Below are 19,895 nucleotides of genomic sequence, written 5' to 3' on the forward strand. Positions count from 1 at the left end.
GGCTTTTTCTCAGCGCAGGGCCGCCGTCGCTTTCTCCAGCCGCGTCTGGCACGCGATGCACAGCGGTGCTTCGGGCCGCGCATTCAGGCGCGAGAAGGGGATCTCATTGCCGCAATTGTCGCACAAGCCGTAGCTGCCTTCGTCGATCTTGGCCAGGGCGTGGCGGATACTGCTGAGCTGTGCCTGCTTGTGTTCGTCGGCTTCCAGTTCGAGCTGGTTGAGGGTGCGATTGCTGGCGCTGTCTGCCGGCGAGGTTTCGATTTCCTCCACCGCCGGGACGCGCGCCAGCTCGCCGTCCATGCGGCCGGCAAGCTGCTGCAAAAGTGCTAGCTTGCGTTGCTCCAGCGCGGCTTGCAATGATGCAAGCTGATCCGGCGACAGGCCCATGGCGGTCTCCACGAATTCATTGTTCGGAAGACCATTGTATGCCTGCTGCGTTAATTACGCACTCTCGCGTGCATGGCGTGCGGCCAGCTGTTTTTTCAGGCTCTCCAGCGGCGCTGCCAGGTGTTCGGGCCGGGCCGCGGCAATCGCTGCCGCCACGGCCAGCAAGTCGGCGCTGATGCCGGCCAGTTCCTTGACGCGCTCGATGCGGCGGATGGTTTCGCGTGCTTCGCTGGCCAGCCGCAGCAGTTCGGGCAGGGTGACGCCCATGCCTTCCAGCGAATGGCTGGCGGCATCGACGTACAGGCTGTTGGCCTGCTGGCGCAGCGCCACTTCGTTTTCGAACAGGGCCTGGGCCGCGCCGTGCGTCAGCGGCGCGCCTGCGCCCTTGCCGTTGTTGCCCTCCAGCCGTTGCTGCTGGCGGATGCCGCGCATGATGCGCTCGTGCAGTTCGTCGGCGCTGGCGGACAGGCTGTCGGCCAGCGTTTCCAGGTCGTGCGGCAGGGCGGCGGTCAGGCTCATGGCTGGGCTCCTTGGGCGGTGGCAGGCGGGATGGCGGACGATGCGCTGCCGGCGGTGTCGGTCGCCGGCAGCGGGTCGAGGCCGCGGTACAGGGCGGCGTGGCGTTCGCGGATGGCATCGATGTTTTGCGCCGCCAGCGTGTGGCGCAGGCCGAGCAGGCGGTACTCCTTCAACTTTTCCTGCTGGTGCGCGCGGGCCAGGGCGGCCAGCAGGCGGTCGCGCGGCGCGTCGGCATAGGGAATTTCCACCGCCAGCATGCCGAGCACGATGCGCTGCTCGTTGTCGTGGTTCTTGTTGAAGTAACGCAGCAGGGTGTGCATGGCGTCAAGCGTGCCTTGCAGCGGCTCGTACCCTTCGCGCAGCATGGCTTGCACGGCCTGGTCCTGTTCGCGTGCCGTGGCGCTGCGCAGCAGCAGGCGCACCAGGCCGGCATAGGCGTTGACATGGCGGTCGCTCAGGCCGGTATCGGGCCAGGCCTTGATGCTTTGCGACATTTGCTTGACCTGGTCGCCGTAATGGAAGGTGTCGCCGCTGGCCAGGGCGCCCAGGGCACGCAGGTAGGTGGTGGCGGCGCTGTGCAGGGCGATGAAATCGGGATAGGCGTCGTGGCGCTTGCGGTCGATCGCTTCCTCGCGCTGGACGGCTGCGGCGCTGAGGTAGGGCTGCTCGCGCTGGAAGGTATCGCGGAAGCGTTGGCTCAGGTCGTTGAATCCGGCCAGCTTGGGCGCGTCGTCGGCAAGGGCGCGCACCTCCCGCAGGCGCGGATTGCTGGCGCAGGCGGCCAGTAGCAGGCACAACAGGATGCACAGGTAACGTTTCATGGCGGGTCTCCTCGGGCGGCAGAGACCATCTTGCACCTCGGCGCAGCGGGCGCGTTTGCGCCAGCGCAAAGGTCAGGCGCGCAGGTAGGGCGTGGCCCAGGCCAGGCTGTCTTCGGTGCGCGCGCCAGGCAGGTACTCGCAGCCGATCCAGCCCCGGTAGCCGAGCTCGTCGAGCAGGCGGAACAGGAAAGGATAGTTGATCTCGCCCGTGCCCGGTTCATGGCGGCCCGGCGTGTCGGCCAGTTGCATGTGGCGGATATGGGGCAGGCAGGCGCGGATGGTGTTGGCCAGCTCGCCCTCCATGCGCTGCATGTGGTAAATGTCGTACTGCAGGAACAGGTTGGGGCGCGCGGCGTCGGCCAGGATCTCGAGCGCCTGGCGGCTGTGGTTCAGGAAATAGCCGGGAATGTCGAAATGGTTGATCGGCTCGATCAGCACCTCAATGCCATGGGGCGCGAACTGGTCGGCGGCGTATTGCAAGGCGCGGATATACGCCTCGCGTGCACGTTCCGGCGCCAGGCCGCCGGGCAGGATACCGGCCATGCAATGCACGCGCGGCGTGTCCAGCTCCCTCGCGTATTCCAGGGCGAGGCCGACGCTATCCTGGAATTCCTCGAAGCGGCGCGGATCACAAGCCATGCCGCGCTCGCCCGCTTGCCAGTCGCCGGGCGGCAGGTTGTGCAGCACCAGTTGCAGCTGGTGGCGCTGCAAGCGTTCCTTGATGTCGTCGGAATCGAAGGCGTAGGGGAAAAGGAATTCCACGCCCTTGAAGCCTGCCGCATGCGCCAGCCCGAAGCGCTCGATGAAGGGCGCTTCGGTGAACAGCATGGACAGGTTGGCAGCGAACTGTGGCATGCCCGCGATTATAGCGGGCCTGGCCTGGTTCAGCGTGGAGGGCGGTTGCGCGGGGCGTTGGATGGGCGCGAGCCGCTTGGGCTGCCGCCTGGACGGGCGTCGCGGCGGATGCCGGCCGGGGCTGCTGCGCGCGGGGCGCCGCCGTTGCCGCTGGCAGCCACGCGTGGCTTGCCCTGGCCATTCTGGCTGCGGTTGCCGCCGCCGTTTCCGCCATTGCCGTTGCCGCCAGGGCGTGGGGGGCGATTCGTATGGCGGCCGACACCGCTGCGCAGCTGGATCGGCTGGGCCTTGGCGTTCGGGTCCGGCTCGAAGCCCGGGATGATTTCGCGCGGCAGCGTGACCTTGATCAGGCGTTCGATATCGCGCAGCATGACGTGTTCGTCCACGCACACCAGGGACACTGCTTCGCCCTTGGCGCCGGCGCGGCCGGTGCGGCCGATGCGGTGCACATAATCTTCCGGCACGTTCGGCAGGTCATAGTTGACCACGTGCGGCAACTGGTCGATGTCGATGCCGCGCGCAGCGATATCGGTGGCGACCAGGCATTGCAGCGTGCCATCCTTGAACTCGGCCAGCGCGCGGGTACGCGCGGTCTGGCTCTTGTTGCCGTGGATCGCCATGGCTTTCACGCCGTCCTTGCCCAGTTGCTCGACCAGCTTGTTGGCGCCGTGCTTGGTGCGGGTGAAGACCAGTACCTGGGTCCAGGCGTGGGTGCGGATCAGGTGCGACAGCATCGGGTGCTTCTTGTCGCGGTCGACCGGGTGGATCTTCTGCGAGATGATTTCCACCGTCGAATTGCGGCGCGCCACTTCGATGGTTTTCGGGTTGTCCAGCAGGCCGTCGGCCAGGGCCTTGATCTCGTCGGAGAAGGTGGCCGAGAACAGCAGGTTCTGGCGCTTCGGCGGCAGGGCGGCCAGCACTTTGCGGATATCGCGGATGAAGCCCATGTCCAGCATGCGGTCGGCTTCGTCCAGGATCAGGATCTCGATCTTGTCGAGGTTGACGGTGCCCTGGCCCATGTGGTCCAGCAGGCGGCCTGGCGTGGCCACCAGGATGTCGACGCCGTGCTTGAGCAGCTTGATCTGCGGGTTGATGCTGACGCCGCCGAAAATCACGGCCGAATTCAGCTTGGTGTATTTACCGTAAGTCTTGACGCTTTCTTCCACCTGGGCCGCCAGTTCGCGGGTCGGGGTCAGGATCAGGGCGCGGATCGGGCGCGGCGAAGTATTGTTGACCAGTTTGCTGCCGAAGGCGTCGGTGGACAGGCGGTGCAGAACGGGCAGCGTGAAGCCGGCAGTCTTGCCGGTACCGGTCTGGGCGCCTGCCAGCAGGTCGCCGCCATTCAGTACGGCAGGAATGGCCTGGCCCTGGATCGGGGTTGGGGCTGTATAGCCGGTTTCGGCGACCGCGCGCAGAATGGCATCGGACAAGCCGAGATCGGAAAAGTTCATAGTTATTATATAAATTATGTGGAAATTATTGCCATACGGAAACGTCGGCCCTGTGCGGAGTATAGCAGCAAGTCCGATTCATTGACGCACGGCAATAACAAAAGAGGCCCCGCAGGGCCTCGTTTGTGGCGGTTTTGGGCTTGTTTTTATGCAAATTCTGCCAGCAGGCCAACCATCTGGCCGAACACCTTTGGCGAGGCCGCGATGATGTGGCCGGTGTTCATATAGTTCGATTCGCCGTTGAACTCGCCGGCGATGCCGCCCGCTTCGGTCACCAGCAGGGCGCCGGCCGCGATGTCCCATGGCTTGAGGTTCTTTTCGTAGTAGCCATCCAGGCGGCCGCAAGCGACGTAGGCCAGGTCCAGGGCGGCGGAGCCGGCGCGGCGGATGCCGTGCGAGCGCTCGGCCATGATGGTGAACATCTTGGCGAACTCAGCGATGGCGGCCGGGCTGCCTGGCTTGTAGCCGGAAGCGAGCAGGGCGCCGCTGATGCGGTCGAGCTTGTTGACGCGGATGCGCTTTTCGTTGAGGTAGGCGCCGGCGCCCTTGGTGGCGGTGAACAGGTCGTTGTGTACCGGGTCGTAGACCACGGCCTGGGTCACGACGCCTTTTTGCTGCAGGGCGATAGAGATGCAGTACTGTGGGAAGCCGTGCATGAAGTTGGTGGTGCCGTCCAGTGGATCGATGATCCACACGTATTCGCTCTCGTCATTGACGGTGCCGGTCACGCCGGATTCTTCGGCGAAGATGGCGTGGTCGGGATAGGCTTTCAGCAGCACTTCGATGATGGCCTGTTCGGCGGCCTGGTCAACATCAGTGACGAAGTCATTGTGTTGTTTTTCAGTTACGTTCACGCGGTCCAGGTCGAAGGATGCGCGGTTGATCACAGCGGCGCCACGGCGCGCGGCCTTGATGGCCGTATTCAGCATTGGGTGCATACTAGCTTCCGTAAAATAGACATTGCCGCCCACGGAAACGCTTCGCGCATCCGGCAGCGGAAATGATGACAAGATTGAAAAAGAGCGGCGCGTTGTGCGGGCAGAGTAAAATGCGGCCCAACGCAGAATCCCGCTATTGTAAATGAAGCAGACCGAAACCGCATCCTCCGCCTTCCACCGCCTCCGGGTCGTCCTGGTGGAAACCAGCCGCCCCGGCAATATCGGATCGGTGGCGCGCGCCATGAAAACCATGGGTTTTTCCGACCTGGTGCTGGTCAATCCGCGCTTCGAAGGGGCCTGCGAGCATGAGGAAGCGGTGGCCTTTGCCTCCGGCGCGCAGGATATCCTGTCGTCGGCGCGGGTGGTGGGCAGCATGGCCGAAGCGCTGGAAGGGATCAACTTCACGGCGGCCGTGTCGGCGCGGCTGCGCGAGTTTTCGCCGCCGGTGGTGACGCCGCGTGAATTTGCCGGCCAGCTGGCGGCCGGGGCGGAGCTGAACGCGGCCCTGATCTTCGGCAATGAGCGCTTTGGCCTGCCGAATGAGATTGTCGAACCTTGCAATGTGCTGGTGAATATCCCGGCCAATCCCGACTATTCCTCGCTCAACCTGGCGCAGGCGGCCCAGGTCCTGGTGTATGAATGCCGCATGGCGGCGCTTGACGGGCGGCATGCGGCCAGCCCGGTCGGTTTCCACGGCGAAGCGGCCAGCGCGGCCCAGATCGACGGCATGTACGAGCACCTGGAGCAGGCGCTGGTCGAGGTCGGCTTTCTCGACGCTAACAATCCGCGCAAGCTGATGCCCCGCCTGAAGCGCATGTTTGCGCGCGCCGGGCTGGAAACGGAAGAAGTCAACATCCTGCGCGGCATTGCGCGCCAGATGCAGGTGCGCAGCCGCAAGGATTAGAGGTCTTTCTCTAGCCGGGGCGCGGCGGCGTCCTTAGAATCCCCCTATAACTATTAAGAGGGGACTAGATGCAACGCAGATCATTCTTGAAGGCTGGGCTGCTGGGCGGCCTGGCGCTGGTCGCCGGCGGGGCCGTGTACCGGCAACTCCGTCCGGCCGTGGCCGAGCGTTTTGCGCTCGATGCCGAGGGCCGCACCATGCTGGCGGCGCTGATTCCAGCCATTACCGGCGTCGCGCCCGACGCGGCAGCGCTGCAGGCGGCAATCGACCGCGTCGGCGCGGCCATCAATGGGCTGCCGCTGCGCGTGCAGAAGGAAATCAGTGACCTGTTCGGCTTGCTGAACATTGCGCCCACGCGCCGCCTGCTGGCTGGCGTGCCGGCCTGGCCGGAGGCAAGCCCCGAGCAGGTGGCGGCCTTCCTGGAGGGGTGGCGCACCCATCGCACCGAGATGCTGCAGACGGCCTACCATGGCTTGCATGACCTGGTGCTCGGCGCCTGGTATGCCGAATCTTCGACCTGGGCGGCCATCGCCTATTCCGGCCCGATGAAGGAGTTGAGCGCATGAGCAGCCCGATTCCAGATCCGATCCAGGCCGGCATCGCCGCCGGCTGGCAAGTCATCGATGCCTCCACCTTGCAGCAGGACCGCAGCTTCGACGCCGACGTGGTCGTGGTCGGCACGGGCGCGGGCGGCGGCGTGACTGCGGAAATCCTGGCGCAAGCCGGCCTGAAAGTGCTGATGGTGGAAGAGGGCGCGCTGAAGTCGTCGAAGGATTTCAAGATGCGCGAGGCCGATGCCTATCCTTCCCTTTACCAGGATTCCGCCGCCCGCAAGACCGCCGACAAGGCGATCAACATCCTGCAGGGCCGCACCGTCGGCGGCACCACGGTGGTCAACTGGACATCCAGCTTCCGCACGCCGGCCGACACGCTGGGCTGGTGGCAGTCGAAATATGGCCTGCGCGACTATAGCGTGGAAGGCATGGCGCCCTGGTTCCAGAAAATGGAAGAGCGCCTGCACATCAGCGACTGGCCGACCCCGCCGAACGCCAACAATGACTTGCTGCGCACCGGCGCCGACAAGCTGGGCATCAAGACCGCCCTGATCCGGCGCAACGTCAACGGCTGCTGGAACCTGGGCTATTGCGGCATGGGCTGCCCGACCAATGCCAAGCAGTCGATGCTGGTGACGACCATTCCGTCCGCGCTGGAAAAAGGCGCCGTGCTGCTGACGCGTGCCCGCGCCGAGCGCTTCACGCTGGCGGGCGGCCATGCCACCTCGCTCGAGTGCGCGGCGCTGACTGCGGATGGCATGGAACCGACCGGCCGCCGCCTGACGCTCAAGGCGCGCCACTTCGTGGTCGCGGGCGGCGCCATCAACTCGCCGGCGCTGCTGCTGCGCTCCGGTGCGCCCGATCCGCAGCAGCTGCTTGGCCAGCGCACCTTCCTGCATCCGGTGGTGGTGTCGATGGGGCTGTACCCGCAAGCGGTGGAAGCCTTCAACGGCGCGCCGCAGACCGTCTATTCCGACCATTTCCTGCATACCCAGGCGCTGGACGGCCCCATGGGCTACAAGCTGGAAGTCGCGCCGCTGCATCCGGTGCTGGGCGCGACCACGCTGGCAGGCTACGGCCCGTCCCATGCCAACCTGATGAAGCGCTTTGCCAACGTGCAGGGCATGCTGGCGCTGCTGCGCGACGGCTTCCATCCGGAAGCGGCCGGCGGCCGCGTGACGCTGCACAGCGACGGCTCGCCGCGCCTGGACTATCCGTTGACGCCTTACTTCTGGGAAGGTGCGCGCCGCGCCTTGCTGACCATGGCGGAAATCCAGTTCGCCGCCGGCGCCGACGGGGTAGGCCCGGTGCACGAACTGGTGCGTCAGCCCTACAAGAACTGGGATGAGGCGCGCCAGGCCATTGCCGTGCTGCCGATGCAAAAGCTGCTGACGCGCGTCGTCTCGGCCCACGTCATGGGCGGTTGCGCGATGACGGGCGATGCCGCCACCGGCGTCGTGGCGCCGGACGGGCTGTATCGCGGCATCGGCAACCTGTCGGTGCACGACGGCTCGCTGTTCCCGACCTCGATCGGCGCCAATCCGCAGCTGTCGATCTATGGCGTCGCGGCCCGGCTGGCAAGCGGCCTGGCCGAGCGCCTGGCAAGGAAGGCCTGACCAATGGTAAAACGCATGCTGCTGATGATCATGGCCACGCAAGTGGCCGTTGCGATCGTCATCGCATGGGCGTTATCGCGCCTGGTGCCAGCCGATGTGGCGCTGCTGCTGGCGGTGATTGTTGTGCTATTGGTACGCCTGGCGATCACGGCCAACAATTTCCGCATGACGCTGCGGCCGCTGCCGGAAGAGGCGCACCTGGGCCTGCTGCAACGCTTGCAACTGTTCTTTCACGAGTATGCGTCCACCATGGCCGTGACGTCTTGGCATATGTTGCGCCACCAGCCGCGCATGCATATTGCAAGGACGCCGCGCGGCTTGCCGGTGCTGCTGGTGCACGGCTATGGCGCCAACGGCGGCTTCTGGGTCCACCTGGCCGAGCAGCTGGAAGAGCGCGGCTACAGTCATGCCACCGTGGATCTGGAACCGGTGTTCGGCGATATCGAAGACTTTGCCGTGCAGCTGGAGCAGGGCGTGCAGGCGCTGCTGGCTGCCAGCGGCAGCGAGAAGGTCATCATCGTGGCGCACAGCATGGGCGGGCTGGTGGCGCGCGCCTGGCTGCGCCGCTTCGGCGCCGCGCATGTGGCGCGCATCATCACGCTGGCTACGCCGCACCACGGCACCGACCTGGCGCACCTTGGGCCGGGCCACAACGCGCGCCAGATGCAGCGCAATGCCGAATGGCTGGCGCAGCTGGATGCCGCCGACCGCAACCGGCGCGGCCTGTTCACCTCCATCTACTCCTGGCACGACAACATCATCGCGCCGCAGGATTCCTGCCACCTGCCCGGCGCCCGCAATATCGCACTGCATGGCATCGGCCATGTCGGCATGGGCCGCCATCCAGCGATCGCAAGCCACATTCTTGCGGAGATTTTGGGTATCACTTAGACTGTCTTGAGGCCAAGCAAGAAACGCTGCAATTTTGACCCTGGTTGGTTTCAATAAGAAAGCGGGACGATGGCGACAGACTACGGCAAGCTCGAAGAAACCCTGGAGGCCGAAGAGTGCTTTGGCAGCCTGCTCGAATCCATGCCGGATGCTATCGTGGTGGCCAACGAATCTGGCCGCATCGTGCTGGCCAACTGCCGCGCGGAAGACCTGTTCGACTACCTGCCGGGGGAAATGCGCGGCATGGCCCTGGAAGCCGTGCTGCCCAAGGGGCCGGAAGCCTGGGGGGCGCGCAAGGGCGGGGACAGGTTCGCGGCCGACGTGCGCAGCAGCCAGCTGGGCGCCGGCGCCAGCAGGCTGCAAGTCCATTCCGTACGTGATATCAGCGAACTGGCAAAGGCCAGCCAGGCCAAGGAGCGCTTCCTGGGCAGCATGTCGCATGAATTGCGCACGCCGCTGAATGCCATCATCGGTTTCACAGGCACGTTGCTGATGCAGCTTCCGGGTCCCTTGAATGCGGATCAGGAGAAGCAGCTGCGTACCGTGCAAGCCAGCGCGCGCCACCTGCTCGCCCTGATCAACGACCTGCTGGACTTTGCCAAGATCGGCTCGGGCAAGGTGGAGTTGAACGCCGAGCCGCTGAACTGCCGTGCCGTTGTCGAAGAGCTGGCGATGGCGTTCCGCCCGCAGGCAAAGCAGAAAGGGCTGGTGCTGCATTTCCGCGCGCCGGCGCAAGCCGTGATGCTGCGCACCGACCGCCGCGCCTTGCAGCAAATCCTGGGCAACCTGTTGACTAACGCGATCAAATTTACCGAACGTGGCGAAGTCAGTATCGCCCTGGAACGCAGCGTGGCCGGGGGCAAGCCCGTGGTGCAGGTCAGTGTCAGCGACACCGGTACCGGCGTCACGGAAGACATCATGCAACAACTGGGCATTCGCCTGAGCCAGAAACTGGCGGCACTGTTGAACGGCTCGGTCCGGCATTTCGACAAACCTGGCAATGGCAGCATATTTGTGCTCACATTGCCGCTGGAATAGCGGATACTAGAGGCGATACATTGACAGGAGTACCAATGTCAGCACGCATCCTGATTATCGAAGACAACCCTACGAATATGGAGCTGATGGTGTACCTGCTCCGTGCCTTCGGCTATCAGCCGCTCCTGGCCCACAACGGAGAGGAAGGCGTGGAAGTGGCGCGCCGCGAAGTGCCCGACCTGATCATCTGCGATGTGCACCTGCCCAAGCTCGATGGCTACGGCGTGGTGGCGCAACTGAAACAAGACCCGGAACTGAAAGACATTCCCGCGCTGGCCGTGACCGCACTGGCCATGGTCGGCGACCGCGAAAAGCTGCTCGCTGCCGGCTTTGACGGCTATATCGGCAAGCCGATCGAACCTGACACCTTCGTCTCGCAAATCGAGTCTTTTTTGCCGGGGGAGATGTCGCCCCGGGATGAGAACGACATCGCGACGATCCTGATCGTCGACGATCATGTACTGAACCGCGAATTCCTGATGACGCTGCTGGGCTACAGCGGCCACCGCCTGCTGGAAGCGTCCAGCGGCATGGAAGGCTTGAAGGTGATGGAAGCGGAGCGGCCGGACCTGGTCATTTCCGACATCCTGATGCCGAACATGGATGGCTATGAGTTCGTCAACCGCATCCGCAGCAAGCCGGAACTGGCTGACGTGCCGATCATTTTCTATACCGCGACCTACCGCGAGCGCGAGGCGATGGCAGTGGCGGAAGCGTGCGGCGTGCGCTGGGTGCTGCCCAAGCCGTCCGACCCGGACGTGATCCTGAAGACGGTGCACCAGGCCCTGGGCATGGCGGAGCAGGGCGAGGCGCTGCCGGCATTTGCACCGGAGCCGCCCAGCCAGGGCCGCCTGTTCGATATCGAGCACAAGGTGGCGGAATACATCGACGAACTGGAGTCGAGCAGCCAGGGCATTACGCGCATCGCCAACAACGGCGAGACGCATGAAGGCGAGCCGGAACACCTGAACCAGATGACCGAGCGCCTGTCGCGTTCCCTCTCCAGCCTGCAGGCTGTCAGCTTGCGCCTGACGGCCCTGATCGAGCTGGGGATCGAGCTCGGCGCCGAGCGCGATGCGCAAGGCCTGATTGAAATCGGCGTGCGCGTGGCCCAGAATATTTGCGTGTCGCGCTTCGCCTGCATCGGCGTGCTGGAACAGGATGCGCAGGAGACCAGCTATTTTGCATCCTGCGGCGTGGGCGAACAGGCCCAGGTCGTGGCGGGCCAGCCGCGCGCCGGCATCCTTGACAGCCTGCTGCAGCAACGCCAGCCGGTTCGCATGAGCCGCCTGGGCGGCGATCCGCGTGAGATCGGGCTGCCGGCCGGGCACCCGCAGGTGCATTCCTTCCTTGGCGTGCCGATTGCCTCGCGCGAACGCGTGCACGGCTGGCTTTACCTGGTGGACAAGCTGGGCGCCGACGAATTCAACGAAGTCGATGAACGGGTGGCGGTGACGGTGGCGGCGCAGATTTCAGTCGCCTACGAAAACCTGCTGCTGTACGAGGAAATCAGCCGCCACCACGCCCAGCTCCAGCTGGACATGAACGCGCGCATCCGGCTTGACGAAGACCTGCGCCGCTTCCGGCTTGCCATGGACGCGACGGCCGATGCGATCTTCCTGGTCGACCGCGCCAATTCCTGTTTCATCGACGTCAATGTGACAGCCTGCCGCATGCTGGGTTTCGCGCGCGAGGAATTCCTGAAGGTTGGGCCGGATCGTGAGCTGGTTCCCGGCTTGCAGCCTTTGCAGGACCTGTACGACAAGCTGCTGGCGGGCGACCAGAGCGGGGCGATGGCCGAGTTGCTGCTTGAATGCAAGGATGGTTCGCCGCTGTCCGTGGAAGTGCAGCGCCGCACGCTGCGCTCGGGCCAGAACTGGATCCTGGTGGCCGTTGCGCGCGACATCACGGAGCGCAAGGAGGCGGAGCGCCGCCTGCTCAAGCTGGCCCATTTCGATACCCTGACCGGCCTGCCGAACCGCAGCCAGTTCTACGATTCCCTGACGCTGTCGCTGAAACAGGCGGCCGAGCATAACTGGGCGCTGGCGGTACTGTTCCTCGACATGGACCGCTTCAAGAACATCAACGACACGCTGGGCCACACCATCGGCGACGAGCTGCTGCGGCAGTTCTCCAGCCGACTGGTGGAGTGCCTGCGCGTGCGCGACACCATCGGGCGTTTCGGGGGCGACGAGTTCGCGGCGATCCTGATGCTGCCGGAAGGTGCGCAGAACGCCATCGCGGTAGTCGACAAGATCCGCGAGGCGATGCGCCAGCCCTTCGACCTGAAGGGCCACGAGGTGACGGTCACCGCCAGCATCGGCATTTCCGTTTTCCCGGAAGATGGCAGCGATCCCGATACCTTGATCCAGTACGCCGATACGGCGATGTACCGCGCCAAGGAGGCGGGCCGAGACGCCTTCCGCTTCTTCACCGCGGAGATGAATGCGCAATCGCTGGCGCGGCTGGACATGGAAAATGCGCTGCGGCGCGCCATCGACAACAATGAATTCAGGCTGTACTACCAGCCCAAGGTGCATATTGCCTCCGGCCGCATCAGCGGCGCCGAAGTGCTGCTGCGCTGGGAGCGGCCAGGCCACGGGCTGGTGTCGCCGGCGCTGTTCATCCCGCTGCTGGAGGAAACCGGCCTGATCGTGCGAGTCGGGAGCTGGGTGATGCATGAATCCTGCCGCAAGATTGCCGAGTGGGCGAAAGGAGATGTCGGCCCCGTGCATTTGTCGGTCAACGTATCCGGGATACAGTTCTTCGTCGGCGGCCTGGAAGAAGAGGTGATGCGGGCGATCAAGGAGAACGATATCTCGCCGGAACTGCTGGAGCTGGAGCTGACCGAAAGCTCGCTGATGTCCAATGCCGAGGAAACCATCACGGTCCTGCAAAACCTGAAGGCGCTGGGCGTGAAGATTTCGATCGACGATTTCGGCACCGGCTACTCGTCGCTGGCTTACCTGAAACGCTTCCCGATCGACAAGCTGAAGATCGACATCGCTTTCGTGCGCGAGGTAACCAGCAATCCGGACGATGCGGCGATCGTGCTGGCCATCATCAATATGGCCCACAGCCTGAAATTGAAAGTGATTGCGGAGGGCGTGGAGAAGGATGCGCAACTGTCCTACCTGCGGCGCCACGACTGCGACGAAATGCAGGGCTATTACTTCAGCCGCCCCTTGCCCGAGGCCGACTTCGTGCAGATGCTGCGCGAAGGGCGCCACCTACAAACGCCGACGGACGAAAGCATCGTCGACCAGCAAACCTTGCTGATTGTCGATGACGATGCCTTCATGCTCGATGTGCTGAGCGATTTCCTGGCGCAGGACGGCTACCGGATCCTGACTGCCCAGACCGCGGCGGAAGGCTTCGACGTGCTGGCGCGGCACCGCGTGCAGGTGATCCTGTGCGACCAGTGCATGCCGATGATGACCGGGACCGAGTTCATGGAGCGGGTCAAGAACCTGGCGCCGGATACGTTCCGCATCATGCTGTCGGCCTATGCAGACCTGACGCCGATCATGGCTGCCATCAACCACGGGGCGATTGACCGCTTCTACACCAAGCCTTGGAAGGGAGCGGTGCTGCGCGAGAATATCCGCGAAGGGTTCCGGCTGCATTCGCAAGTCAGGGCGCCGCAATACCTCAATTAATCGGCCGCCTGGCCGAGGGCGGCGAAGTGCAGGACCCAGCGGCCTTTCTCCGCCTTGACCAGCGCCGCCGCCTCGTCGTCGTAGAACGCGCCGACGGGGCAGGCGCCCAGCCCCCTGGCGACGGCCCCCAGCAGCCAGCGCTCGCTCATCAGGCCTGCTTCCAGGAAGGCCATGCGGTAGCCGCGGGCGCCGTTTTCCAGCGCCCGGGCGCTGTCGGCGGAGAGGATGAGGACGACGGCGGCGTTGCCGATGACGTCCTGGTCCAGCGCCGCGTTGCGGGCCTGTGCCGCGAAGTCGCCAAGCTGCACTGGCTGCAGCGCATGCCGCGTTGGCAGGTAGCGATAGACGCCGGGCCTTAGTCCAGCTACGCGATTCACCACCAGGTCTGCATGCAATGCGCCTGACAAGAGCGGTGCCTGCGCCATGTCGGCCAATATCGATGCCAGTTGCTGGAGCTGGACCGGCTGTTCCGAGAAGCGGCGCTGGCTGCGGCGCTGCAGGATTGTTCGGGCCAGGTCCATTGGCGCCGCATCGCCCGGCGGCAGGGCGACCAGTCCGTCCGCACGCAGTGCGCGCGCGGACGTGCCGCCGTTGGCCGCCGAGGTGGCGGCATGGATTTCGCCGGTCACGCCGAGGCTGGCCCCTGGAGCAGAATCGGCACTGCCGGGAGGCAGCAGTTGGGCCACCGGCCTGCCCGGCGCGGCCGCAGCCGGGCGTGAAAAAGCCGCCATCGCAATCACGCCTTCCTGCACGCCATCCAATCCGAATAGCGACGCCAGGGCCGTTTCGTCGAATTGTTCGAGAAGGACTGCGTGCACGCCAACATAATGTCCCGCCAGCCGGGCATTTTCCACTAGGTGCCCCAGGTCGGCTGCGACATAGCGGTAGGCGCGATCGCGATACTTGTAACCGGTCCTCTGGAAGACAGCCGACACCACCATCAGCAAATCCGCCTCGACTGCAAGCAGCCCGGAAGGAAGTCCGCCAAGCCACGCCAGCCGATGCTGGTCGGGATCAAAATGGTAAAGCCCCGGTTGCAAGCCATTGACACGCCTGGCAACCAGGTAAAGCTCGGCAGGGAACAGGGCGCCGGAAGAGGGCGCCGCGCGCAATGCAAGTCCTCCGCGCCTGGCGGTGACGCCTGCAGTCAGGTGCAGTAACTGCCCAACGGCCGCAAGGTCGAGAGCCCGCCCTGGGTGCGGCGCTGCCGGGCCGCGCAGCATGGCGCCCAGGCTGCGAGAGCCGGCATCGTCCGGTACGGCGCGAGGCAAGGCGATATGTGGCGAGGCCGGATAGCTTTTGAAGGGAGGCCGTTGTGCGCCCCAATCGACCGCAGGAGCGCGGCGCAGCACGCCGCTGCGCGAAGACGATGACGCTTCGTGATAGCGCTGCACCGTCGCAATGGCAGCCGCGAAAGTGTCGCCGCGCGCGTCCGTCACGGCAACTGGGGGCGGTACGCCGCGCGCGCCCCAATGCGCACCAAGCGCAAAGGCCAGCACCAAAGCCGCCGCCATCCCGGCGATCAGCACGCTGCTGTGCCGCGCCCTCGCGCCGGCAGGCCGGTGCGGCGCTGGCGCCGAGCCATGCCGCTGCCGCAGCCAGCGCAGGGCCGTCGGCAAATTAAAGAACAGATGCAGCGACACCAGGAGTAGCGTCGCATAGCCGAACAGGTAATGCCAATCGAACACGGGGAGCTGCTGGTTGGCGACCCAGAACAATCCCAGGCCGGCAGTGCAGAGAAGGTAGGCCATCAGCAGCAGGCTGCTATGCATATTGAGCGCAAGGCGCGACGGTGCTTTCCCGCGCCATGCCAGCGCGAGCAGGGCGGCGTACACCGCCAACGGCAGCAGCACCCACAGGATTTTCGGCCCCATGCGGGCATTGTAGACCGCATTAGAAGCCCCGTTCTAGAGAGCGCGACTTACAATGGCAGCAGAATAAATACAGGAGCCGCCGCCATGGGTAAAAAGACGAAATCGTTTGAGGAAAGCGAAGAACGGCTGACCAAGGCAGTACGCGAATCGGCACAGGAGATCTGGAAGGCGGGGCTGGGGGCCTTCACCGACCTGCAAAAACGTGCCCGAGCCGTCGAAGGCGACCGCGCCGTCCATGTGCGCGAAACCGTCAATTCGCTGGAAAAAGTGTTCGAGGAGCGGGTGACCCGGGCGCTGGACTCGATTGGCGTGCCAATGCGGCAGGACATCAACGCCCTGATCGACCGGATGGATGAACTGAGCCGGCAGGTCGAAGAATTGAAGGCTTTGGTGAAAAAGCCCGTCAAAAAGGCCACAACGAAAAAAGCGTAACTTCTGGAAAACTTCTAATAGTGATATCCTTGCAGGGGAAACAATAGAGCCCCCCTGTTATGCTACAAAAAGCGCCAAGACGAACCCGCGAACGCATCCTGGAACTCTCGCTGCGCTTGTTTAACGAGTTCGGCGAGCCCAATATCACGACCACCGTCATTGCCGAGGAGATGAATATCTCCCCGGGGAACCTCTATTACCATTTCAGGAACAAGGACGACATCGTCAACTCCATCTTCGTCCAGTTCAAGGCTGAAGCGGAGCGCATGCTGCAGGTGCCCAGCGGCCGCCGCTCAAACGTGGAGGACGTGTGGCTGTACCTGCACCTGATGTTCGAGCTGATCTGGCGTTACCGCTTCTTCTACCGTGACCTGAACGACCTGCTGTCGCGCAACCGCAAGCTGGAGCTGGAGTTCAAGGAACTGCTGGCCCACAAGATCAAGGTGGCGCGCAATCTGTGCCTGGACCTGCGCAGCGAAGGCTCGCTGGAAGCCAGCGACATGGCGATCGACGCGATGTCGGTGAATATGGTGGTAGTGGCGACGTATTGGCTATCCTACGAATACGTGCGCAACCCGCGCAAATACTCCGAACAGCAATCGATGGCGGATGCACTGGCGCGCGGCTGCTACCAGGTGCTGTCCCAGATCGGCCCTTACCTGCGCGGCGAAACCAGCCTGCTGTTCCAGAAACTGTCCGAAGAATACCTGAAGAAGCTCAAATGAAATCGATTTGCGTATATTGCGGCGCCAATGCCGGCGCCTCCCCTCGTTACGCCGAACAGGCGCGTGCGCTGGCCGCGGCCCTGGTGGAGCAGAACCTGGCGCTGGTGTATGGCGGCGGCAATGTGGGCTTGATGGGCGTGATTGCCGACGAAGTGCTGCGCCTTGGCGGCGAAGTGACCGGCGTGATCCCGACCGCCCTGGTCGAGCGCGAAGTAGGCCATAACGGCCTGACGCGCCAGTTCATCGTCAAGGATATGCACGAGCGCAAAGCCATGATGGCGCAGTTGTCGGATGGCTTTATCGCCATGCCGGGCGGCATGGGCACGCTGGAAGAACTGTTCGAGATGCTGACCTGGTCGCAGCTCGGCATCCACAGCAAGCCGGTTGGCCTGCTGAACGTCGATGGTTTCTACGACAAGCTGGTCGGCTTCATCGAGCACGCCCGCGACCAGGGATTCATCAAGCCCCAGCATGCAGCCATGGTGCGCGTGAACGCCTCGCCGACGGCCCTGGTGCAAAGCCTGCGCGGCTAAGGCCAGAGCTTCTTGCCTGACGCATCGAGGTGGGTCAGGTACAGGCGGGTGTCGAACTCGTATTGGTGGTAGTTCGGCTCCATATACGTGCACAGCTTGTAGAACGCCTTGTCGTGTTGCTTTTCTTTTACGTGGGCCAGTTCGTGCACCGCGATCATGCGCAGGAATTCCAGCGGCACTTCCCTGAACATCGTCGCGACGCGGATTTCGTGCTTGGCTTTCAGCTTGCCGCCCTGGACGCGTGACACGGAGGTGTGCAGGCCGAGCGCGTGGTTGATCACGTGGATCTTGCTGTCGAAAGCCACTTTGTCAATCGGGGCCGCATTGCGCAGGAATTCGTTGCGAAGATCCTGGACGTAGTCGTACAGCGCACGGTCATTGCGGATATCGTGGGCTTTCGGATAACGTTGCAGCAGTACTTCGCCAAGGCGGCCCTGGTCCATTACCTGGCGGACCTGCGAAAGTGTCTGTTCTGAGTAAGCGCTGAGGTATTTCATGGCGGGGCGAATGGTATCATGGCCGCATGCGCACCCACGTCAATTCGGTGGGACTGCTGGTGGTCAGCGACCCCGTATTGAACTTCAGCTATCCCGCCCACATCCCCAGAGAATGCATCGATGCCTTGCCGTCGCTGCCGGGTATTTACATCTTTCGCGATGCGGCCGGCAAGCCGGTCTACATCGGCAAGAGCGTCAATATCCGCACACGGGTGCTGTCGCACATGCGAACGACGGAGGAAATGCAGATGCTGGCGCGCGCTGCCACGATCGACTTCGAGCGCACCGGCGGGGAAATCGGCGCTTTGCTGCGCGAATCGGAACTGGTCAAACGGCACCAGCCGGTCTTCAATTCCAAGCTGCGCAGGTTGCGCGAAATGTGCTCGATCAGCATGGCGGGCGACCATCCCGAGATCGTCTTTACACGGGAAATGGACTTTGCGTTGGCCGGGCAGCTATATGGACTGTTTGGCAGCAAAAAGGCGGCCATCGAAACGCTGCGCGACGTGGTTCATGCACGTGGCCTATGCCCGGTGGCGACCGGGCTTGAGAAGGGCGTTCCGGGTCGCCCGTGTTTTGCGCGGCAGGTGGAGCGCTGCAAGGGCGCTTGCACTGGCGAAGAGCCTGCCGCCGATCACGCTGCACGCGTACGCCAGGCGCTGGAACCGTTGCGCGTGACGCGCTGGCCGTTCGCTGGCGCGGTGGCAATCGTCGAAGAATCGGCGGGACTGCGCCAGCGTGCGATCGTCGATCGCTGGTGCTATCTTGGTGTCGACAAGCCGCGCGCGGCCGCTGTGAGCTTCGATATCGATGTGTACAATATCCTCGTGCGCCCGCTGCAGTCGGGCACTTTACGCATCGAGGAGCTTTGAATGTCGTTGAAGTTCAATGTATTCGGCACGCGCATCCATATTGAGCGCCAGGGCGGTCAGTGGGCTGCTTTCTATCCCGGTTCGGACGGCAAGCGGCGCGCGGCCGACTTCGTGATCCCGCACGATGTCGAGGAGGCCGACCTGGCCCTTTACCTCGGCGATCTTTTCCATGAAGAGGCGCGGCCTGCCTACCCTGAAGTGATCAGGGTAGCGTAATGGTTCCGTCAACACAGGTGATGGCGTTGCCGCCGACGCGGATTAACTTGTCGCCGATCGACAGTTTCAATATTCCCGCACGTCCGACGCGCGCGCCTTGCGACGCAAGGAAATCGCGGCCAAAGGCGTCTGCCTGGCCGGTGTGGCGCAGGTAGGCGGCCAGGCTGCCATTGCCGCTGCCGCAAACGGGATCTTCATTGACGCCATGTGCAGGCGCGAAGGCGCGCACTTCGATCTGTGTCGCGGCGCCTGCAGCGTGCGGACCGAATATCACTACGCCAGTGTGGCGGCCTTTGGCGCCTTGCGCCTTCATCCGCGCAAAATCCGGAGCGCATTCCAACACGGCTTCTGCGCTCGGCAACTGCGCGACTACCCAGCGCGCGCCGACCTCGACCAGGTGAGGTGAGGCGCCTTGCGCCAGTGGAGTGTTGAGGATAGCGTGCAATTCATCAGCCTGACCGGCGTCGAGCGCGGTACAGGTCGGGGTGGGCAGGTCAAACGCGATCCATTGGGCGCCGTCCGGGGCGATTTCCACCGTCAAGCGGACCAGTCCAGCGGCGCACTGCTGGACTAGCGCGCCATCGCGGGCGGTCACCATGCCGGCTTCCAACAAGGCGTGTGCCGTGCCAATGGTTGGATGCCCGGCGAAAGGCAGTTCGCCACCGGGAGTGAAAATCCGCACGTGGTAGTCGGCGCCAGGGGCGGTTACTGGCAACACGAAGGTGGTTTCGGACAGGTTGGTCCAATTCGCGATTTGCTGCATCTGCGCCGTGGACAGGCCAGCGGCGTCAAGCATGACAGCGACCGGATTGCCCTTGAAGGGCGTGCTGGTGAAGACGTCAACAGTTTTGAGCGGAACGGTTTTCATGGCCTCAAGTGTATTTGCCGCTTGCCGCGGGCTGAAGCGACACTTGAGCAATCCAGGGCCAGTACTGTACTGGCCCTGCGACCGTTACACATCGGCGTCGCGTGCGGATTCGAAGCGGGCGCGCGTCAGTTCTTCCTTGCGCTCTCCGAAGGCGTAGTTCGCCTCCAACCACATCACATTGATGATGGCGGCGAAGACGGCGACGCAGATGCCGAGGATCCAGGTGAAGTACCACATGACTGATT

At 64.0% G+C, this 19,895-nt stretch carries 21 protein-coding genes; 11 read left to right on the forward strand and 10 right to left on the reverse strand.

Annotated features, from left to right (window positions below):
- Positions 1-9: 9 nt before the first annotated feature.
- The 6 genes from ACN9MU_RS12570 to ACN9MU_RS12595 all read right to left on the reverse strand — a co-directional run bounded on the left by ACN9MU_RS12570 (position 10) and on the right by ACN9MU_RS12595 (position 4,962).
- Complete coding sequence (locus tag ACN9MU_RS12570; RefSeq protein ID WP_055934865.1) at positions 10-387, reverse strand: TraR/DksA family transcriptional regulator; 378 nt, start codon at positions 385-387, stop codon at positions 10-12.
- Positions 388-441: 54 nt separating this feature from the next.
- A complete protein-coding gene (locus ACN9MU_RS12575; RefSeq protein WP_426171023.1) occupies positions 442-906 on the reverse strand; it encodes a hypothetical protein in 465 nt (154 codons plus the stop codon).
- Positions 903-1,727 (reverse strand): hypothetical protein, encoded by an 825-nt coding sequence (locus ACN9MU_RS12580; protein WP_426322684.1) that lies wholly within the window; start codon positions 1,725-1,727, stop codon positions 903-905. The genes ACN9MU_RS12575 and ACN9MU_RS12580 overlap by 4 nt, the downstream gene beginning before the upstream one ends.
- Before the next feature lie 72 nt (positions 1,728-1,799).
- Complete coding sequence (gene otnI, locus ACN9MU_RS12585; RefSeq protein ID WP_426322686.1) at positions 1,800-2,582, reverse strand: 2-oxo-tetronate isomerase; 783 nt, start codon at positions 2,580-2,582, stop codon at positions 1,800-1,802.
- A 29-nt stretch (positions 2,583-2,611) separates the two neighbouring features.
- Complete coding sequence (locus tag ACN9MU_RS12590; protein WP_426171028.1) at positions 2,612-4,033, reverse strand: DEAD/DEAH box helicase; 1,422 nt, start codon at positions 4,031-4,033, stop codon at positions 2,612-2,614.
- Between the two features lie 146 nt (positions 4,034-4,179).
- On the reverse strand, positions 4,180-4,962 hold the full coding sequence (locus ACN9MU_RS12595; RefSeq protein WP_426172179.1) for an inositol monophosphatase family protein: 783 nt from the start codon (positions 4,960-4,962) through the stop codon (positions 4,180-4,182).
- 151 nt (positions 4,963-5,113) lie between these two features.
- Here ACN9MU_RS12595 and ACN9MU_RS12600 point away from each other — a divergent pair, with 151 nt between their 5' ends.
- The 6 genes from ACN9MU_RS12600 (at position 5,114) to ACN9MU_RS12625 (ending at position 13,633) form a co-directional block, all read left to right on the forward strand.
- Positions 5,114-5,875: an RNA methyltransferase gene (locus tag ACN9MU_RS12600; RefSeq protein ID WP_426344670.1), complete on the forward strand. Its 762-nt coding sequence runs from the start codon at positions 5,114-5,116 to the stop codon at positions 5,873-5,875.
- Between the two features lie 68 nt (positions 5,876-5,943).
- Positions 5,944-6,441, forward strand: coding sequence for a hypothetical protein (locus ACN9MU_RS12605; RefSeq protein ID WP_426322690.1), 498 nt, complete (start codon positions 5,944-5,946; stop codon positions 6,439-6,441).
- Entirely contained in the window at positions 6,438-8,045 is a 1,608-nt protein-coding gene (locus tag ACN9MU_RS12610) for a GMC family oxidoreductase N-terminal domain-containing protein (RefSeq protein WP_426337399.1), read from the forward strand. The genes ACN9MU_RS12605 and ACN9MU_RS12610 overlap by 4 nt, the downstream gene beginning before the upstream one ends.
- Before the next feature lie 3 nt (positions 8,046-8,048).
- Positions 8,049-8,936 (forward strand): esterase/lipase family protein, encoded by an 888-nt coding sequence (locus ACN9MU_RS12615; RefSeq protein ID WP_426322694.1) that lies wholly within the window; start codon positions 8,049-8,051, stop codon positions 8,934-8,936.
- 69 nt (positions 8,937-9,005) lie between these two features.
- On the forward strand, positions 9,006-9,974 hold the full coding sequence (locus ACN9MU_RS12620) for a PAS domain-containing sensor histidine kinase (RefSeq protein WP_426322696.1): 969 nt from the start codon (positions 9,006-9,008) through the stop codon (positions 9,972-9,974).
- Between the two features lie 35 nt (positions 9,975-10,009).
- Positions 10,010-13,633 carry an EAL domain-containing protein gene (locus ACN9MU_RS12625; protein WP_426171038.1) on the forward strand — a complete coding sequence of 1,208 codons (3,624 nt, stop codon included), beginning with the start codon at positions 10,010-10,012 and terminating at the stop codon, positions 13,631-13,633.
- Here the strand turns inward: ACN9MU_RS12625 and ACN9MU_RS12630 are convergent.
- Positions 13,630-15,147 (reverse strand): SagB/ThcOx family dehydrogenase, encoded by a 1,518-nt coding sequence (locus ACN9MU_RS12630; RefSeq protein ID WP_426344882.1) that lies wholly within the window; start codon positions 15,145-15,147, stop codon positions 13,630-13,632. The two genes, ACN9MU_RS12625 and ACN9MU_RS12630, sit on opposite strands and share 4 nt — an antisense overlap.
- 444 nt (positions 15,148-15,591) lie before the next feature.
- Here ACN9MU_RS12630 and ACN9MU_RS12635 point away from each other — a divergent pair, with 444 nt between their 5' ends.
- Genes ACN9MU_RS12635 through ACN9MU_RS12645 form a run of 3 tightly spaced genes read left to right on the forward strand, consistent with a single transcriptional unit; the run spans position 15,592 to position 17,197 of the window.
- Complete coding sequence (locus tag ACN9MU_RS12635) at positions 15,592-15,939, forward strand: phasin family protein (protein ID WP_426344671.1); 348 nt, start codon at positions 15,592-15,594, stop codon at positions 15,937-15,939.
- Between the two features lie 59 nt (positions 15,940-15,998).
- A complete protein-coding gene (locus ACN9MU_RS12640) occupies positions 15,999-16,664 on the forward strand; it encodes a TetR/AcrR family transcriptional regulator (RefSeq protein ID WP_055934831.1) in 666 nt (221 codons plus the stop codon).
- Positions 16,661-17,197 carry a TIGR00730 family Rossman fold protein gene (locus ACN9MU_RS12645; RefSeq protein WP_426171042.1) on the forward strand — a complete coding sequence of 179 codons (537 nt, stop codon included), beginning with the start codon at positions 16,661-16,663 and terminating at the stop codon, positions 17,195-17,197. The genes ACN9MU_RS12640 and ACN9MU_RS12645 overlap by 4 nt, the downstream gene beginning before the upstream one ends.
- On the opposite strand, the gene ACN9MU_RS12650 is transcribed toward ACN9MU_RS12645, so the two are convergent.
- Complete coding sequence (locus ACN9MU_RS12650; RefSeq protein ID WP_426171044.1) at positions 17,194-17,694, reverse strand: YgjP-like metallopeptidase domain-containing protein; 501 nt, start codon at positions 17,692-17,694, stop codon at positions 17,194-17,196. The two genes, ACN9MU_RS12645 and ACN9MU_RS12650, sit on opposite strands and share 4 nt — an antisense overlap.
- A 26-nt stretch (positions 17,695-17,720) precedes the next feature.
- Between ACN9MU_RS12650 and ACN9MU_RS12655 the strand changes: the two genes are divergently transcribed.
- Together ACN9MU_RS12655 and ACN9MU_RS12660 are read left to right on the forward strand one after the other, a co-directional pair.
- Positions 17,721-18,566, forward strand: coding sequence for an endonuclease (locus tag ACN9MU_RS12655; RefSeq protein ID WP_426344672.1), 846 nt, complete (start codon positions 17,721-17,723; stop codon positions 18,564-18,566).
- Positions 18,567-18,782 (forward strand): DUF7661 family protein, encoded by a 216-nt coding sequence (locus ACN9MU_RS12660; protein WP_426322702.1) that lies wholly within the window; start codon positions 18,567-18,569, stop codon positions 18,780-18,782. It abuts the gene before it with no gap.
- On the opposite strand, the gene ACN9MU_RS12665 is transcribed toward ACN9MU_RS12660, so the two are convergent.
- Together ACN9MU_RS12665 and cydX are read right to left on the reverse strand one after the other, a co-directional pair.
- Entirely contained in the window at positions 18,769-19,650 is an 882-nt protein-coding gene (locus ACN9MU_RS12665; RefSeq protein ID WP_426344673.1) for a PhzF family phenazine biosynthesis protein, read from the reverse strand. The genes ACN9MU_RS12660 and ACN9MU_RS12665 overlap by 14 nt on opposite strands.
- Before the next feature lie 84 nt (positions 19,651-19,734).
- Positions 19,735-19,887 carry a cytochrome bd-I oxidase subunit CydX gene (gene cydX / locus ACN9MU_RS12670; protein WP_426171053.1) on the reverse strand — a complete coding sequence of 51 codons (153 nt, stop codon included), beginning with the start codon at positions 19,885-19,887 and terminating at the stop codon, positions 19,735-19,737.
- Positions 19,888-19,895: the final 8 nt, after the last annotated feature.

This window comes from Pseudoduganella sp. R-32, assembly GCF_049913245.1.
Classification (GTDB): domain Bacteria; phylum Pseudomonadota; class Gammaproteobacteria; order Burkholderiales; family Burkholderiaceae_D; genus Rugamonas.